Origin of the sequence: Rhodococcus sp. 008 (assembly GCF_001682295.1) — a bacterium.
GTDB classification, from domain to species: domain Bacteria; phylum Actinomycetota; class Actinomycetes; order Mycobacteriales; family Mycobacteriaceae; genus Rhodococcus_F; species Rhodococcus_F qingshengii.
Genome location: NZ_CP012749.1, coordinates 2958178 through 2975255 on the forward strand (window position 1 = coordinate 2958178; position 17078 = coordinate 2975255).

The window sequence follows — 17078 nt, forward strand, 5'->3', positions numbered from 1 at the left end:
CGCCACCACCGGCACCAAACTGCCGCCACTGTGGTCGCGCAACGGCAACAACTAACGCCTCGTTACCCGAGATCGTCGACGCACTCCGCGCCGTGCTCGACCACCGCGAAACCGTCCTCGACGGCGAGATCGTCGAACTCGGACCCGACGGTGCGACAGAACTCTCGCCGCGACACCGCCTCTCCGGCTTGCACAGTGATCAACACCGAGCACTGGACGGACTACCCCGTGATCAGGACATTCGACGAGCCGAGGGCAGTGAAAGTCGACATCGGCCGGGCGCTCCCGCTCGGACGTGGGGGAGCATCGCGCGCTGATCATGTGAGCATGCGCGTGAAAACGTCCGCCCTGTACATGTCCGGATACCTGGACGGTATTTTGAAATTCTGGGCGATAATGCACGACGGGCAATGGCTGGCCGGAATACCGTGCGAGTCACCGATGCCGGCAGAACCAATCTCGTCGAGATCGACATGCTCGTGACCGCTGACGCCATCACCGAAGTGCCGTCGGTCGGCTGAGACTTGTTCAGCGTTGAATCCTGCAGCCTGGGTCGTGTCCGCTGGCACTGATGTCGCTGGTTCGCCTTGGTGGATGTGCTTCCTACACTTCGATGGGGCGATTCGGGTGTGGGCCTGTGGTTGGCGCGCTGATATCTGTGCGCCATTGCCTCGACCGCGGTGAGTGGGTAACGCAGCTGTCTGTCGAAGTGGGAGAGGGGCAGCTGCGTCTCGGGTTGCAGATCGTCAAGCCGCGGCCCTCGACGGCTCGTTGCGGTAACGCGACAGCCGGCCGTCGGTTCCGGTAAGCCGCCAGGACCAGAGGGTGAGCCGGGTGCGCATTCCGTTGGCGTCGGCGAGGCTCCGGACGTCTGCGCAGGACTCTGCAAGGAGTCGCCGGAAATCGGGGTTGCGCATCGAATAGGTCTCGCGCAGAACATTGCGGGGGATACCCAGCAACGTCGCGTCCTGCCGGCTCGGGACGACGATGGACCAAAACCCTATGCGCATGACTACAGGCGTGGTGAGGCCGAGTGCGAGGCGGTTGAATCGGCTCATGCGCGGAGCGTGATGGCGCAACCATGCATGGGCGAACCCGATGTGACGTGCTTCCTCGGCGAGATGGATCTGCATGATGCGGTCGGTGAGCGGGTGAATGCCACCGCCGCGCATGATGCTCTTCTGGATGTGGTCGATCGGCTCCTCTCCAGCGAGGATGATCTGAAAGAAGAAACTGGGCCACAGCGATCCCAGCGAACCGACCAGGGGGAAGGCCTTGACAAGCCACGTTGGGGCACCGTGGACCTCCGGAGCCACCCGGTTGGTGAACTCCTGAAACATCTGGATGTGGTGTGTCTCTTCGGTGAGTTCGTGCATGAAGTAGCGGAATTCGGGGTTCTCGTTCGCCAGGCCCATCAAGAACTGGGTACCGCCGAGAAGGAGCAGTTGCTCGAACTGGGAGCCGGTCTTTGTTATAGATGCGAGCCGAATCCGGGCAACCCGCCGTTGTTCCTGGGGTGAGAGCGCGCGGTACCAGTCGGTGTGGGACAAGGGGTCGACCGCGGGGAGTTTCCATCTTGGGTCGTCCGCGGGGGCGGCGAACTCGGGCGAATTCCAGGCGATGTCTTTGAACGCCTCGAAGTGGAGCCCTGTCGAGGATGCCTCGGACAGTGTGCGCAGAGTGTCGTGGTAATCGCGATGTTCGTTGACGGTATTGCGCCCCGGAGTTAACCGGACAGATGGCGCGTTACGCCGCGTCCGACGAAGTGTTAGGAACTGCATTTCGGGCTCCTTTGTGGCATCTATCTCAGACGTGCCCACAGTAAACTAAGTGTGACTACGCGTCCACAGTAACTGTATGAGTCTGCACGTCCACGGGTAAGTCCGGAAGGGTGAAATGGGTGCTCAATATCGCACCATGCACGCGGCTCTCGGCATTTGATGGTGGTGTGGGTCCTGCTGTCGAGACGACGGCGCTGGACGTGGTCGACGTTAGGCCGTTGTGTGCATCTGCCGACCGGTGGGATACGTGCAGGACGAGGTTCTCGCGATCTCGTCACGGTCGGTGTCCCGCTTGATCGGGTCGGAACTCACCTCGCCGAACTCGCGTCCCTGCATCGCGACGACATCCGAGGCGGCGCAGACAGTTGATCATGTGGATCGGCCCGCACGTCTTTCGTCATGCGACGGGGACCCGATGGCCCGTGGTTTGTTGCTCGGATGGCGATCGGTAACAGTGGAAATATCTCACCGGTAACTTTCAAGTTGTGTCAGTTCTCTTTCTTAAGTGACTGTGTAACAACCAGTTTCGATGGAAGTCGCTATCTGAATTGAAATTCTGGGCGGAAATGCACGACGACCAATGGCTCTGGCAGGGGTAACTGTGCGCGTCACCGATGGCGACGGAACCAACAGCGTCGAGATCGACATGCTCGTGACCGCCGACGCCATCACCGAAGTGCCGTCGGTTGGCTGAGACTTGTTCAGTGCCGAGACCGGCAAGAGCGGAGTTCGCGTCGGGCGCTCCCGGTAGATCGGCGGTGGCCTTCACGGTGTGATCGCGCTCTATACGGCACTGGCTTTAGTGGTGGGTGTTGCTGTCGCGGCGCGCCGTCCTGTGGGCGGCAGGAAGAATCTGGCCGACGTGTTCGGCGGGACCGAGCATGAAGCGGTCCAAGCCGGAACGCGTTGGGCTGTAGACGAGGTGGGCGCCCCAAGTGTGCATCGCCACCGCTGTCACCGACGAGCCGGCCGAACTGATCACCGCGGCTGTGAGGGAGCGGCGAAACGGTGAACGATTGACTGTCGGAGAAACCTCGCCCATTGCTTCTGCTCACGATGCCGCCACATATCCGACTCCACAGGAGTGCTGAGTCGTGCCTCGGGTGGTGGGGCGCTACCGCCTTCACACGATTGGAGCTGCGGAACAGGACATTTTCACGGAGAAACTTTCGCGGGGATAAACGAATCGATTCTGGTCGAACCCATGAGGGGAAACATGACTATCTTCTTCGACATCATGCTCGTACTCTGCGTCGTCTCCATAATAGTGTTTTCTGGATACGTTCTTTATCGCTTGGTGACAGACGAATCGAACCTGCGATAGCCAGTCGCTTCGACGTGTGGGTGCAGCGGGGGCCGATCGTCCTATAGATCCGCACCATCGCAATGGGTTTCAGGGCGAGCCTCGCACGCAAGATGTGATATCCGCGAGTTTCGCCTGAATATAGGCACGCAGCACTTCTTTCTGTGCGATCTTCCCTGGTGCATGGCCTGGACCAACCCTCTGCTCATCGTTTGCCGCGTCAACCGACGTGGACGTGTGGCCGGCGGGACTGGTCGGGTTCGGCGCGGCGGAGGACCTCACGGGTCACGGGAGCGGTTTCGCCCTCACCGATGAACAGGAAGCGGAGCAGGTACATGATCGGGTTTCCCTCGGTCCACTCGAAGTAGACGTCGGGAATCACGCCGGTGATATCCCTCGTCCGCAGGAGAACCGCCGCAATGGTGTTGGGGACGGCCGGGCTGTCGACCCACAGAATCCGGTGCTCACCGCGCTGTCGGCCGTGGACGAGGAGGTCGGTGCTGAATTCGGAGGAGTCCGTGACGTTTACCTCGATGAAGATGATCGACTCCGCCTCCGGGATGTTGCTTTCGGCGCGCTGCTGCGATTCCTTCTGCCGATACTCGTCCTCGTCGAGACGGTCGACGTCGTGCGCCACCATCGCGAGGTAACCCTTCTCGGCTGCCTCGGCGATGAATTGCAGCGCGGTCTCGTCGAATTCGACGGAGGTTGCCCGTAGTTCGAAGGCTCGCGAGATCCGGGAAAGGAAGGACACCACCATGATCGCGGCGATGAAGAACGACGCCACTTTCACACCGTCTGGACGTTCGAAGATGTTCGCGATCGTTGTGTAGACGAACAAAACTGCGACAAAACTGAACCCCACGAACAGTTTTCGCTGACCGTGCTTACGAGCGGACAGTGCAACGGCGACGGTCGCCGACGAGATGAGCACGAGGACACCGGTTGCGTACGCGGAACTCTGAGCGTCGACACCGGCGTCGAAGTAGATCGTGACAGTGATGGCGATGACGCTGAACACGAGGACCAGCGGACGCACGGCGCGGGCCCACGACGGCGCCATGCCGTAGCGGGGGAGATACCTCGGAACAAGATTGAGCAACCCTGCCATTGCCGACGCACCGGCAAACCAAAGGATCAGGATCGTGCTGAGATCGTAGACGGTTCCGAAGATCTCACCCAGATAGTCGTGCGCGAGGAAGGCAAGCGCGCGACCGTTGGCAGCGCCTCCGGGCTGGAACTCGTTTTCTGGGATCAGGATGGTGGTGACCAGGCTCGACGTCAGCAGGAATCCGCTCATGATCAGCGCCGCCGTGGTGAGCAGGCGCCGTGCGCCTTTGATGCGGCCGCGCGGATTCTGTTCGGTGTCGTGCGGCTCGCCCTTGATCTGCGGCATGACCGCGACCCCGGTTTCGAAGCCGGACAAGCCGAGCGCCAACTTCGGGAAGACGATCAGCGCGATCAGGATCATCATCGCCGGGTTTCCGTGCTCGGTGGTCATGGCGCGCGTCCAGTCGGTGACCAACGACGGCGCGGTCGCGATGTGCCACAGACCTACGGAGATGACCACCACGTTCAAGGCGAGATAGACGGCGACCAATCCGACCGCGATACCGATCGCTTCGGTGAATCCGCGGAGGAAGACCGCAGCGAGGAGCGCGAGCAGAACCAGGGTGACGGCGACGGTGTGTCCGGAGAGAAAGGTTGGAGCAAAAGGGTTCTCGACGAGGTGCGCCGTGGCATCGGCAGCCGAGAGCGTCATAGTGATGAGGAAATCGGTGGCCGCGAAGCCGAGAAGCACGAGAACGAAGATCTTGCCGCGCCACTTGGGCAGCAGCTTCTCGAGCATGGCGATCGAACCCTCGCCGTGCGGACTCTCGCGAGCCACTCGCCGGTAGACCGGTAGAGCGCCGAAGAGTGTCAGCAGGATCAATACGACTGTCGCGATGGGAGCCAACGTGCCGGCCGCCAGTGCCGCGATACCGGGTTGGTAACCGAGAGTGGAGAAGTAATCGACACCCGTCAGGCACATCACCTTCCACCACGGGTGGCGCTTCTCCTTCTTCGGCGCCATCCGGTGGGGCCCCAGATGTCCGGCGGGTTCCTCGGTGATGTCCGCGAGCAGCCAGGCCTCGGTGCGTTGTTTCACGGACGGAGCCGTGTTTTCGGCCGGGACCTCGTTGTCGGCTGCGGTCACCACGGCGTCACGGCTTCAGATAAACATCGTTGAGCGTGACAGTCCGCAGGTTTCGGCTCCGGATGATGTCCACCAGTTGCGGATACACGTGGGTCACGGGCAGATAGTTGAGGTGCCCGATCACGATGGCCCCCGGATTGAAGTACTGGTTCGCCATTTGGAGGATGTACTCCTCGGTGATCAACGAAGAATCCGACAGTGATCCGTACCAGAGGGTGGGCACGGTGTAGTCGACGCTCGCGGCCACGGAATCGACTGTCGCGTTGTGCCTTCCGTACGGCGGCCGAAAGTACGGCGCCGCGTCCACGCCGTAGGTGTTGCGCAGGAACGTGCCGTTCTTCGTCAGCTCGTCTGCGATCTGCTGCTTCGACACGGACGTCAGATCCGGGTGCGAGTAGGTGTGATTGCCGAGCTGAATTTGTCCGCTCTCGACCAGCGGTCTGAGAAGTCCGGCGTTTTCGGTCCACGAGTTGTATTGCCCGTTGACGAAGTACGTCAAACGGATGCCGGTGTCTTTTGCGAACTGTGTGTAGAGGCGCACGACTTCGGAGCTGGCTCCGTCGTCAACCGTCAGGGCAAACAGATCCCCACCGCCGGGTAACGCGGTCAACGATCCGCCGGCGGGCAGCGGCACCCGGGCAGACGGCGGTGGAGGCGGCAACAAGGCAGGCGGGAGATCCGGGACAGGGACGGGGTCGGTTGGTTCGTCGGCTGCAGCGATTGCCGTCCCGACCGAACGTGACGAACAAGCGGTTCCCATGGTCACCGCGGCGGTTCCGGTCAGAGTTGCTGCTGCGAGGGCACTGAGGAAGCGTCGGCGGTCCACAGGGCGGAGCCTAGAGCAGATTTGCCCTATTCGGACTTCATTCTCAGCGTTTTTTCAGCCAATGACCAGCCGTGTCCGGTATCGACAGGTTCTACTCAGGAACGGTGGATAGCGTGTCGGCCGTGGAACCGCGACCTCGACACTCGGCAACCAGGCACAGGCGTAGGCGTCAACCGCAGCGGTCGACGCTCTCGGTAGGGCGCAAGCTGGCGGCGGCGTCCCTGTCGACGACGATTCTGGTGGGCGTCGGAATCGGGTGGTACGTGCAGTCGGATCTGACGTCGGGGCTGTACCGGTCGGATGCGCTCTCCGCCCTCGGTGAGGACGCCGAAAGTTCTCTCGACGGGGATACCAACATCTTGTTGATCGGGCTCGACAGTCGCAAAGCGATGGACGGCAGCGACCTGCCGGCTGAGTTCGTCACCGACAAGCTGCATGCGGGGGACAGTGATGTGGGTGGGTACAACACGAACACGCTTATCCTGCTCCATGTTCCGGGCGATGGTGGCAAGGCCAGTGCGGTGGCAATTCCACGCGACGATTACGTCGCGGTACCCGGCTACGGAATGGCCAAGATCAAGGAAGCGTACGGAATGGCGAAGGCTGATGCGGACGCCAAACTCGTAGCGGACGGGGTGACGGATCCTGCTGCACGAGAACAACAAGCGCGTGAAGTCGGAAGACGGTCGACACTGACCACCGTGCAGAATCTGCTCAAGGTTCCGATCGATCACTTTGCCGAAGTGAACCTGATGGGCTTCTACGACGTCGTCTCGGCTATCGGCCCCGTTCAGGTGTGCCTTAACAATCCGGTGCAGGATGACTTCTCGGGCGCCAACTTCCCGGCCGGAGTTCAGACTCTCGATGCGTCACAGGCACTTTCGTTTGTCCGTCAACGCCACGGCCTGGACAACGGGGACTTGGATCGCACCCACCGGCAGCAGGCTTTCATCAGCGCGGTGATCGCCAACTTGAAGGGCTCCGGCGTCATCGGAAACATTCCGAAGATGACGGCACTGGCCGACGTGGTGAAGAAGGATGTGGTGATCGATTCTGCCATGGATCCCGTCCGATTCGCTTCTCAGGCAAGCGCTCTCGCAGGTGGGAACATCGACTTCTACACCCTGCCCATCGAGGGATACGAGACCGTCGACGGCCAGGACGTCAACATGGTCGATCCGGCGCGTCTGCGTAGTGAAGTGTCGCGGATCTTCGCGGGAGGTGACTCGGCATCTGCACCTGCGATGGACACTGCTGTCTCGACCGGGAACGAAGTTGTGGACATCCGCAACGGAACCGCGACGGACGGGTTGGGCGCCGCGTTGGCAGCGGCGACGAAAGCGTCGGGAGTCGAAGTCGGAGAGGTGAGCACCGCAGTTGCGACGGCAAAGTCGGTGGTCAGCTATGGAGTCGGCGCCAAAGCCGTCGCAGAGGCGCTGGCCGAGCAGTTGGGCGTGGCCGCAGTGCCTAACGAGCAGGCAGCGGCCGAATCAGTGTCTGTACTGATCGGTGAGGACAATGCGCAGACCGTGTTCTCGGCCGCTCCGGCGCAGTCGGACTCGTCGGTATCCGCCGGCACCGTTCCCGATACGGGAGCGCAGGGATCACCCATCCGGGCCGACGCGAATGGCGGCATCCCCTGTGTGGACTAACTCTCAGGTAATTCGCACCAAACTCACGCTGACTTCTTCGATCTGCGGGTCTACATTGGAGAAGTCGAACTCAGTCGGGTACTTCACCTTTGGGGTACCTGACTGAGATTGCGTAGTTGAAAGGATCACCGACATGGCTACAACAGCAGCGGTACAGAATCCGACACGCTCACGTGCCAGGACCATGTCCTTGTCCGAGTACGTGGCCGAGCATCCGGCGCAGCGCGTTTTCCCACCGACCAGTGAGCGGGCGGCGAGGATGGCGATGCTCATCATGTTCGCCCTGATGGCCGTCACCCTCGTCGTACTGGTACTTGACGAGGCAGGAATTTTCGGATGAAGGCAGCGGTCTTCGGCTGAGCCGGACCTTTAGTTACTCTTGAGTAATGACTGAACAGAAGAGCTGGAATGCGTTCACCGTCGAGCGCGAAGACAACATCGCCCAGGTGACGCTGATCGGGCCGAGCAAGGGCAACGCGATGGGGCCGGATTTCTGGAGTGAACTCCCCGAAATCTTCGCCGACCTCGACGCCGACCCCGAGGTGCGTGCAATCGTCATCGCCGGTTCCGGCAAGCACTTCTCGTTCGGACTGGACCTGCCGGCGATGAGCGGTGAATTCGGTGCCGTCCTCGCGGACAAGGCTCAGGCAGGCCCGCGCACCAAGTTCCACGACATGATCAAGCGCATGCAGTCGGGCATCAATGCCGTCGCAGATTGCCGCAAGCCCGTCGTCGCAGCTGTGCAGGGCTGGTGCATCGGCGGCGGCGTCGACCTGATCACGGCGGCGGACATCCGCTACGCAAGTGCCGATGCCAAGTTCAGCATCCGCGAGGTCAAGGTCGCGATCGTCGCAGACATGGGCAGCCTCGCGCGTCTGCCCGCGATCATCGGCGACGGACACCTGCGTGAGTTGGCTCTGACCGGCAAGGACATCGACGCAGCGCGCGCCGAGAAGATCGGCCTCGTCAACGACGTTTTCGAAGATGCCGACGCGGTACTGGCAGCGGCGCGCGCGACCGCCAAGGAGATTGCGCTCAACCCGCCGCTCGTCGTCCACGGGATCAAGGACGTGCTCGATCACACCCGCAGCGCGAGCGTGAACGACAGCCTTCGCTACGTCGCAGCCTGGAACGCGGCGTTCCTGCCTTCGCAGGATCTGACCGAGGCCATCACCGCCGTCTTCCAGAAGCGCCCGCCGGTCTTCCAGGGTGAGTAGAATCTGCAAGGGCGAGTAAAAACAGCACAAAAATCCCCGCACATCTTCCGATGTGCGGGGACTTTCGTAAGGCCTGAGAACTCGAGCTCAGTGACCGCCGTTGGCAGCGAGACGCTTGATCGAAGCCTCGATCTCGGCCTCTGCCTCGGCGCGGCCGACCCAGTTGGCAGCCTCGACGTGCTTGTTCGGCTCGAGGTCCTTGTAGTGGACGAAGAAGTGCTTGATCGCATCGAGTTCGAACTGTGAGATGTCACCCAGATCCTGGATGTGATCCCAGCGGGGGTCACCGGCCGGAACGCAGAGGACCTTGTCGTCTCCGCCGGCCTCGTCGACCATCTTGAACATCGCGACTGCGCGAGCCTCGACGATGACGCCGGGGAAGACCGACTCGGGGAGCAGGACCATGGCGTCGAGCGGATCGCCGTCCTCACCCAGGGTGTTTTCGATGAAGCCGTAGTCGGCCGGGTAGCCGAAAGCTGTGTAGAGGTAGCGATCGAGTTTGACGCGACCGGTTACGTGGTCGACCTCGTACTTGTTGCGCTGACCCTTGGGGATCTCGATGGTGACGTCGAACTCCACGCCGATTCCTCGCTGTCGTGTCGGTAATGATTCGTCGGAAGGATATCGGGTCAAGGATAAGGTTGCCTGACCACCCAGTAGGCAGAGCACAGACGGAGGGGCGTTGGCGGGCCAAGGAAAGAAGAAGATCGGCTCGTTGGAAGAGAGTCGACGGCGTAACTTCCGCATCCTTCTGGCGGTCGGTGCAGTGGTTGTACTGGCCGTCGCCGGAGTTGTCGTCGTGAAACTCGGTACGTCGAACGACACCGCGGGCAGCGCGACCGTGACTACGTCGCCGCAGCCTGCGCTCGTGACGCCGTCACCTCAGGTGGTGCCCGTCCCGACGGACGCACCGATCCCGAGCGCGGCGGGAATCGCCGCGGCGATCGGCCCGGCTGTGGCCAACCCGGATCTGGGGAAGTTCACCGGAGTTGTCGCTGATGCGCTCACCGGAAACATTCTGTGGAGCGCAGACCCGTCGACGCCGATGACGCCTGCGTCCACGACGAAGGTGCTGACCGCATCGGCGGCACTGCTGAAGTTGCCGCTCGACCACCGGCTGTCCACGACGGTGGTTCCCGGAGCGAGCCCCGGGCAGGTCGTTCTGGTCGGCGGTGGTGACCCGACGCTGACGGCGACGCCGAAGGGGCAGAGCGGGTATTACGCCAATGCTGCTCACATCGCGGATCTCGTCGACCAGATCAAGGCTGCCGGTACGCCGGTGACCAGCGTCGTGGTGGACTCGAGCTTGTTCAAGGGCGACAACATGGCCACCGGATGGTTCCCCGCGGACATCGCGGCCGGCTACATCACCCCGATCGAATCGGTGATGATCGAAGGTGGTCGGTACGACGGCACTCAAGACGAGTCGCCGCGTTCGGAAACTCCCGCGTTGGACGCGGGCAAGGTGCTCGCTCAGGCGCTCGGTGTCGATCCCGCCAACGTGAGTCTCGGCGCGGCGCCTGCCGGTGCCAAGCCGATCGCCACCGTGCAGTCGGCGCCGCTGAGCGACCGGCTGCTGCAGATGATGGAACATTCCGACAACGTGCTCGCAGAGACCATCGGGCGTGAGGTCGCGATTGCCTCCGGAATAGAAGCCTCGTTCACCGGCGCAGTCGACGCGACCGGCAAGACCCTGCAGGCGGCCGGGTTCGACTACACCGGAGTTTCGCTGCACGATTCCAGCGGACTGTCCGTCGACGATCTCATTCCCGCTCAGGTACTCGATCGCGTCATGACGGCTGCGGCCGGTGACGGTGATCCGAAACTGCGCCCCCTGCTGGACTACCTTCCGGTGGCCGGCGGAACAGGAAGTTTGTCCGACCGCTACGCGTCCGGAAACCGAACCGGTGCGGGTTGGGTGCGGGCCAAGACGGGAACTCTCTCAACGGCCAGCGCGTTGTCAGGGTTCGTGGTCGATCAGAACGGGCGAGTGCTCACCTTCGCACTGATGTCCAATGACCGGCCGCCAGAAGTGAGCCGTCCTGCCCTGGACGCGATTGCCGGAGCATTGAGGAATTGCGGGTGCCAATAGTGGCCGAAAAGACTCCACAAGATGATGAAGCCTCGGCTCCGCTCGGTGGTGCCGTCGACTGGAGTCTTGCCGCCAAAGCCGGGATAAAACTGGCGCGCGGCGGCCCCGCGATGTCTCGCTACACGGCCGAGACGGCAACCGCAGAACTCGCCGAAGCGTCCGAGCGCGCAGAACTGCCGGTTCGTGAAGTGACCGGGCTGGCCGACGGTCTACCGGTCCCGGCCGCTGACGTGCTTGACCGGGCCGGGTGGATCACGGCAGCCTCGCGGTCGATGGCACATCTCACCGGCGCGGATCCCGACGGCAGTGGCAATCTCATCGTCGGAAAGCCGGCGGGCTTGCAGGCCGGCGCCATGCTGGCGTACCTGTCTTCGGCGATCCTCGGGCAGTACGACCCGTTCACCGGCGAGCACGGCACCCTGCTTCTGGTCACACCGAACATCGTCTCCGTCGAACGGTCCCTTCGGCTGAACCCGAGTGACTTCCGGTTGTGGGTCTGCCTGCACGAGGTCACTCACCGGGTCCAGTTCTCGTCCTCGCCGTGGCTCGCGGAGTACATGAAGGAATCCGTCGAAACGCTTGGTGCGACGGTGGACGAGTCGATGACCGACGTTGTCGGGCGCCTTGCTGCAGAGCTGCGCTCGCGGAAGGAACCCGACTCCAGTGACGGTGCGACGGCGGGCGGCATCATCGGACTGCTGCGCGCCTCGCAGGCGGAACCCCAGCGTGACGCGCTGGATCGGATGCTCGTACTCGGCACTCTCCTGGAAGGGCATGCAGACCACGTGATGGACGCCGTCGGTCCCGCTGTGGTGCCGTCGGTGGCAACGATCCGCGCGGCCTTCGACAAGCGTCGGCAGCGCAAGTCCAACCCCGTGCAGCGGATCATCAAGATGCTTCTCGGCATGGACGCCAAGATGGCGCAGTACGTACGCGGCAAGGCCTTCGTCGACGCGGTGGTTCTCAAGGTCGGCATGGAGCAGTTCAACACCATCTGGACCGGGCCCGAGACCTTGCCGTTGCTGGACGAGATCGACAATCCCGACGCGTGGGTAAAGCGCGTTCTCGGCTAGATGCTGCTGCCTGAGACGCCTGCCCTACTGGCGCTGCGACAGGCCGTGCGGGCATGGACGGTCGCATTCGAGCCACGACGCCGTGTGGTCGTCGCCCTGTCCGGGGGAGCCGATTCGTTGGCCCTGACAGCAGCAGCCGTGGCGGAAACCGAATCGGTCGACGCATTGATCGTGGACCATCGCATGCAAGTCGGTTCCGATGCCGTCGCACGCTCGGCCGCAGACCAGGCGCTGGCGCTGGGTTGCCGGACCGCGACGGTCCTGACCGTCGACGTAGCCGATGGTGGGAGTCTCGAAGCCGCCGCGCGTGAGGCTCGGTACAACGCCCTGCGCGGCGCCAGAACTGACCTCCCGGTTCTGCTCGGACACACACTCGACGATCAGGCCGAGACCGTGCTTCTCGGACTCTCCCGCGGGTCCGGTGGGCGATCGATTCAAGGTATGGCTGCATTCGACGCTCCCTGGGGACGGCCGCTACTCGGCATCCGGCGATCGGTGACCAGGGCGGCCTGCGTCGACCTGGGCATCACGCCGTGGGAGGACCCGCACAACAACAATCCCGAGTTCGCTCGCGTGCGTCTGCGGCACGAGGCGTTGCCGCTGCTCGAAGAAATTCTCGGCGGGGGAGTTGCCGAGGCGTTGGCCCGAACCGCGACGCAGTTGCGTGAGGACGGTGAGGCGCTCGACGAGTACGCCGAGGCCCTACTCCTACGGGTTGTCGTCGACGGGGAAGTGGAAGTGGACACACTTGCCGAAGCGCCCACCGCAATCCGTCGACGCGCTCTGCGCGCCTGGCTGCTGCAGGGCGGCGCAAAAGCATTGACGGACAAACAGTTACGCGCAGTCGACGCCCTGGTGACCGACTGGCGGGGGCAAGGCGGCGTCGCGATCGGCGGCGGAACACCGGAGGCGAGGTTGGTGGCGGCCCGGCGACGTGGCAGGCTGATCCTCGGATTCGAAGACCGACGAAGGGTTTGACGCGTGTACGAGGGCGACATCGCATCGGTACTGATCTCCGAAGAACAGATCCGTGCACGAACGGCGGAACTGGCTGAGGACATCGCCAAGCGTTACCCGGCAGGCGCCCCCGAAGGGGATCTCCTGCTGATCGGCGTCCTCAAGGGAGCGGTCTTCTTCATGACCGACTTCGCCCGCGCCCTGCCGATCCCGTCGCAGATGGAATTCATGGCCGTGAGCTCCTACGGATCCTCGACCTCGTCTTCGGGCGTCGTCCGCATCCTCAAGGACCTCGACAAGGACATCGCCGGTCGCCACGTGCTGATCGTCGAAGACATCATCGACTCCGGTCTCACGCTGTCGTGGCTGATGCGCAACCTCAAGACACGTAATCCCGCTTCGCTCGAGGTCGTCACATTGCTCCGCAAGCCCGACGCGGTCAAGATCGACGTCGATGTCCGCGACGTGGGCTTCGACATCCCCAACGAGTTCGTCGTCGGTTACGGCCTCGACTACGCCGAGCGGTACCGCGATCTGCCGTACATCGGCACCCTGGACCCCGAGGTCTACGGCGGCTGAGCCTGCTCGCCGGTAACACCACTGACTCGTCCACCGATAGCGTCGCTGTCGCCTTCGACCGTGGAGGCAGCTTGGACGAGCACGGAGGTATCGGGCCTGATGGGTCTCATGGACGGGTTGATCGGTAACGCTGGAAAGATCGATCCCGCTGCGGCGCACCACGAATACGCGCGTCTGCTCGGACACGGGGAGCAGGTTCATGCGGCGTATCAGTTGGTTCGCGACGCATTTCTGTTCACGAATCGGCGACTCTTGATGGTCGACAAGCAGGGGCTGACGGGTCGCAAGATCGAGTACCACAGTGTGCCGTACCGGTCGATCACCCACTTCGCGGTCGAGACAGCCGGAACCTTCGATCTCGACGCCGAGCTGAAGATATGGATCTCGGGGAACGCGACACCGATCCAGAAACAGTTCACCAAGCAGGTCGACATCTACGAAGTCCAGGCGATCCTGTCGCATTTTGTCGTGTCCTGATGTGCAGCTGAGCTCCCTCGCCAAGACGTACTGTCGGTCCCATATGAAACCGTTGGGTCGGTTGGGATCGACGAGGCGAGGGAGTTTTGGTGACAACTGCCAACAGAGATGCAGAAAGATCGCTCGACGAGGTCGTCTGGGACGCGATCGACGAAGACACGAATCTGCCTGATGCAGCGAAGTATCTCGTTCTTGCAGCACTCGAGGGTGATGATGCGCTCAGCAAGCAGATTGGCGGTACGGAGCAGCTCAGAACCCGACCCGAAACCGCCAGCGGCCCAGCAGAAGAACCAGTTGGAGCATTCCTTACATCTATCTCGGTCGCCGGCTTCCGCGGCATCGGACCGAAAGCCGTTCTCGATCTGCATCCTGCGCCTGGCATCACGATCGTCAGTGGACGCAACGGGTCGGGTAAGTCGAGTTTTGCGGAAGCTCTTGAATTTGCAGTTACCAGCTCGAGCTACCGGTGGAAAAACAAGGCGAAATTATGGGCTGACAGCTGGCGAAACCTGCACAGCCCGGATCCATGCGAGGTGCGCGTTGGGCTGACCGTCGAGGGTTCCGAACCGACCGTCGTCGCCGTCGACTGGCCGATCGGTGCCACGTTGCACGACAACGAAGCGTGGACCCAGACGGGCAAACAGAAGCGCACTGTCGGTACCGATGAACTCGGATGGAAGTCCGCCGTCGAGCTGCATCGGCCGATCTTGTCTTACGACGAGATCGGAGGGCTGGTCGAGGACAGCCCGTCCACGCTGTACGACGCACTTGCAAAGCTATTGGGACTGGACGAGATCGCGGACGCCGAGAAACGGCTCACCGCCGCGCTGAAGTCTGCCAAGACTGCGCGTCAGTGCGCGAATGAGGAGCTGCGTCAACTCAAGGAAATTGTCGCCGAATCAGCAGACGAGCGTGCACAAACCGCCGTCACTCAGTTGAAGAAGCGGACTCACGATCTCGACGAGGTGCTTGCGCTCGCCACAGGCTCTGGTTCGGCTGTTGCGTCCACCCTGTCTGGTCTGCGCAGGTGCGCGAATCTGGCGGTCCCACAGAAGCCGGCGATCGACATGGTTGTCGCCGATCTTCGGGTTGCGGTCGCCGACACCGTCGAGCACGCTGGCGATGCTTTGTCGGTAGTGGAACAGCGCAGCGATATCCTCGATAGAGCCATTCAATTGCACAGTGAGACAGGCACAATCGAGTGCCCGGTATGTGCGGCGGGGGTGCTCGACGACGCCTGGGCTACGCAATCCCGAACGCGCCTCGCGGAACAGAACAGCAAGCTGGGGAAGTATCGGAAGTCTCGACGCGATCTTGACAACGCATGTCGGGCAGCAAAGGAATTGCTGAACGAGCTGGTGCGTCTGGAAACGGTCGAGGGTCCGGAATTGGAGTCGTTGATCCGGTACCGAGACTCAGTGGCCGCTGCCCAAGGTGCGCCGACCGGGGTAACCGAGCTCGCCGAGCACATCGAGAAGACCTTGCCTGCGGTGATCGACGCTGCGAACGCCGTGCGCGAAGAGGCGGCGGTCGCAATCGCCGAGCAGGAAGACACATGGGCTCCGATCGCGGGTCGTTTGATGACGTGGGTCAACCTCGAGCGTGACGCACGATTGAGTGATGACACCGTCAAAGCCCTGGATGCGGCGAAGAGGTGGGTAGCCGCCCATGCGGCAGAACTGCGGAATCAGAGACTCGAGCCGATCGCGGAGCAGGCGCGCGAGATTTGGTCGGAGCTCAGGCAGGAAAGCAACGTCGACATCGGGTCGATCAGCCTGGAAGGCAGCAATACTCGACGCAGGGCGGTGCTGAAAGGGTCGGTGGACGGAGTGCCGACCGAAGCATTGGCGGTGATGAGTCAGGGGGAGTTGCACGCTCTGGCGCTTGCACTGTTCATTCCACGTGCGACCACACCGAACAGTCCGTTCCGCTTCATCGTTCTCGATGATCCGATTCAGGCGATGGACCCGGCCAAGATCGACGGGTTCATCCGAGTTTTGTCGAAGCTGTCGGAGACACGGCAGGTCATCGTGTTCTCCCACGACGACCGATTGGCCACTGCGATACGGCAACTTGCGGTGAATGCGCGACTGGTCGAGGTTGCACGTGAGACCGGATCGCAGGTCTGTGTCGCAGAGACACTGAACCAGGCGACCCGCTATGTGGACGACGTCCGCGCGCTGGTGCTCGACGAGAACGTTCCCGACGAGGTCAAGCGCCGAGTGGCACCAGGTTTGTTCCGGTTGGCCTTGGAATCCGCGGCGCAGCAGGTGTATTACGCGAAGCAGCACAAGGCGGGCGAGAGTCGGGTCGATACCGAGAACCGGTGGACGTCGGTGAAAAAGACGCGGGCCAAGATCGCGCTCGCGGTGTACGGCGATGCCGAGAAGCCTTTGTCGCAGTGGCAAATTCTGCGAGAAGGGCGCAAAGCGACGCTCAACATTGCCAACGCCGGCTCGCATATCGGGGCCGACATGTCGATCACGAGGAGCGAAGTGAATGACCTCAGGAAGACGGTCGACGGGATCCTCGCGGAATGACAACACAGATGCCGCCGGCTGTTGTGCTGCGAAATGCGGAGCTACTACTCGATGGAAGTGTCGGTGCTGCTGGAAGTTCGGCACGGTTGGCTGCTTTTCTGGCCAGGCAGGCATTGGAGGAACTGGTAGCCGAACGGTGTATCGCGCTGAATGCCGAAGCGCCGCAAGCAAGCATGCGCTCGCGATTGGTGATGCTGCGTTCCCTCGACACACCGGCACGTGCCGACGCCGCAGCAGTGGCGTGGAACAGATTGAGCAATGTCTGTCATCACCATGCGTATGAACTTGCGCCGACCGTCGCCGAGGTGCGGCATTTGTGTGGAGTTGTTGCCGTCCTGTTGGAGAGCGGCTGACTCGAAGCTGATGACGGGAACCGAGACAGGG

General features: G+C 62.4%; 17 protein-coding genes. 10 read left to right on the forward strand and 7 right to left on the reverse strand.

From position 1 onward, the window contains the following. Window positions 1–62: 62 nt before the first annotated feature. The 5 genes from AOT96_RS35695 to AOT96_RS13825 all read right to left on the reverse strand — a co-directional run bounded on the left by AOT96_RS35695 (window position 63) and on the right by AOT96_RS13825 (window position 6107). Window positions 63–203, reverse strand: coding sequence for a hypothetical protein (locus AOT96_RS35695; RefSeq protein WP_197523654.1), 141 nt, complete (start codon window positions 201–203; stop codon window positions 63–65). Window positions 204–746: 543 nt separating this feature from the next. Further along, the gene (locus AOT96_RS13810) at window positions 747–1781 is read right to left on the reverse strand and encodes an AurF N-oxygenase family protein (RefSeq protein WP_065351887.1); all 1035 of its coding nucleotides are present in this window, start codon (window positions 1779–1781) and stop codon (window positions 747–749) included. A gap of 799 nt (window positions 1782–2580) precedes the next feature. Next, on the reverse strand, window positions 2581–2823 hold the full coding sequence (locus AOT96_RS13815) for a hypothetical protein (RefSeq protein WP_065351888.1): 243 nt from the start codon (window positions 2821–2823) through the stop codon (window positions 2581–2583). Window positions 2824–3304: 481 nt separating this feature from the next. Then, the gene (locus tag AOT96_RS13820; protein WP_082654868.1) at window positions 3305–5284 is read right to left on the reverse strand and encodes an amino acid permease; all 1980 of its coding nucleotides are present in this window, start codon (window positions 5282–5284) and stop codon (window positions 3305–3307) included. Window positions 5285–5288: 4 nt separating this feature from the next. Then, window positions 5289–6107 (reverse strand): polysaccharide deacetylase family protein, encoded by an 819-nt coding sequence (locus tag AOT96_RS13825; RefSeq protein WP_058227231.1) that lies wholly within the window; start codon window positions 6105–6107, stop codon window positions 5289–5291. Window positions 6108–6229: 122 nt separating this feature from the next. Between AOT96_RS13825 and AOT96_RS13830 the strand changes: the two genes are divergently transcribed. The 3 genes from AOT96_RS13830 (at window position 6230) to AOT96_RS13835 (ending at window position 8976) form a co-directional block, all read left to right on the forward strand. Beyond that, window positions 6230–7759: an LCP family protein gene (locus AOT96_RS13830; protein WP_231917441.1), complete on the forward strand. Its 1530-nt coding sequence runs from the start codon at window positions 6230–6232 to the stop codon at window positions 7757–7759. Window positions 7760–7892: 133 nt separating this feature from the next. Next, complete coding sequence (locus AOT96_RS35305; RefSeq protein ID WP_124568973.1) at window positions 7893–8099, forward strand: hypothetical protein; 207 nt, start codon at window positions 7893–7895, stop codon at window positions 8097–8099. A 46-nt stretch (window positions 8100–8145) separates the two neighbouring features. Beyond that, on the forward strand, window positions 8146–8976 hold the full coding sequence (locus AOT96_RS13835) for a crotonase/enoyl-CoA hydratase family protein (RefSeq protein WP_007727023.1): 831 nt from the start codon (window positions 8146–8148) through the stop codon (window positions 8974–8976). Window positions 8977–9063: 87 nt separating this feature from the next. Here AOT96_RS13835 and AOT96_RS13840 read toward each other — a convergent pair whose 3' ends face one another. Further along, window positions 9064–9555: an inorganic diphosphatase gene (locus tag AOT96_RS13840; protein WP_003941181.1), complete on the reverse strand. Its 492-nt coding sequence runs from the start codon at window positions 9553–9555 to the stop codon at window positions 9064–9066. 103 nt (window positions 9556–9658) lie between these two features. Here AOT96_RS13840 and dacB point away from each other — a divergent pair, with 103 nt between their 5' ends. From dacB to hpt, 4 genes are read left to right on the forward strand one after another with little or no spacing between them, the layout of a single operon-like run. Beyond that, window positions 9659–11068, forward strand: a complete 1410-nt coding sequence (gene dacB / locus AOT96_RS13845; RefSeq protein WP_058227233.1) for a D-alanyl-D-alanine carboxypeptidase/D-alanyl-D-alanine endopeptidase — start codon at window positions 9659–9661, stop codon at window positions 11066–11068. Next, window positions 11068–12141: a zinc-dependent metalloprotease gene (locus AOT96_RS13850; RefSeq protein WP_047269664.1), complete on the forward strand. Its 1074-nt coding sequence runs from the start codon at window positions 11068–11070 to the stop codon at window positions 12139–12141. The genes dacB and AOT96_RS13850 overlap by 1 nt, the downstream gene beginning before the upstream one ends. Beyond that, on the forward strand, window positions 12142–13119 hold the full coding sequence (gene tilS, locus AOT96_RS13855; RefSeq protein WP_065351890.1) for a tRNA lysidine(34) synthetase TilS: 978 nt from the start codon (window positions 12142–12144) through the stop codon (window positions 13117–13119). Between the two features lie 3 nt (window positions 13120–13122). Continuing rightward, the gene (hpt, locus tag AOT96_RS13860) at window positions 13123–13677 is read left to right on the forward strand and encodes a hypoxanthine phosphoribosyltransferase (protein WP_003941159.1); all 555 of its coding nucleotides are present in this window, start codon (window positions 13123–13125) and stop codon (window positions 13675–13677) included. Here hpt and AOT96_RS36335 read toward each other — a convergent pair. Beyond that, complete coding sequence (locus AOT96_RS36335) at window positions 13665–13787, reverse strand: hypothetical protein (protein ID WP_256261790.1); 123 nt, start codon at window positions 13785–13787, stop codon at window positions 13665–13667. The two genes, hpt and AOT96_RS36335, sit on opposite strands and share 13 nt — an antisense overlap. On the opposite strand from AOT96_RS36335, the gene AOT96_RS13865 reads away from it, so the two are divergent. The 3 genes from AOT96_RS13865 (at window position 13777) to AOT96_RS13875 (ending at window position 17047) form a co-directional block, all read left to right on the forward strand. Next, on the forward strand, window positions 13777–14154 hold the full coding sequence (locus AOT96_RS13865; RefSeq protein ID WP_030534814.1) for a PH domain-containing protein: 378 nt from the start codon (window positions 13777–13779) through the stop codon (window positions 14152–14154). The two genes, AOT96_RS36335 and AOT96_RS13865, sit on opposite strands and share 11 nt — an antisense overlap. An 89-nt stretch (window positions 14155–14243) precedes the next feature. Further along, window positions 14244–16694, forward strand: a complete 2451-nt coding sequence (locus tag AOT96_RS13870; protein WP_065351891.1) for an AAA family ATPase — start codon at window positions 14244–14246, stop codon at window positions 16692–16694. Further along, on the forward strand, window positions 16691–17047 hold the full coding sequence (locus tag AOT96_RS13875) for a hypothetical protein (RefSeq protein ID WP_231917442.1): 357 nt from the start codon (window positions 16691–16693) through the stop codon (window positions 17045–17047). Before AOT96_RS13870 ends, AOT96_RS13875 begins: the two co-directional genes overlap by 4 nt. Window positions 17048–17078 lie beyond the last annotated feature (31 nt).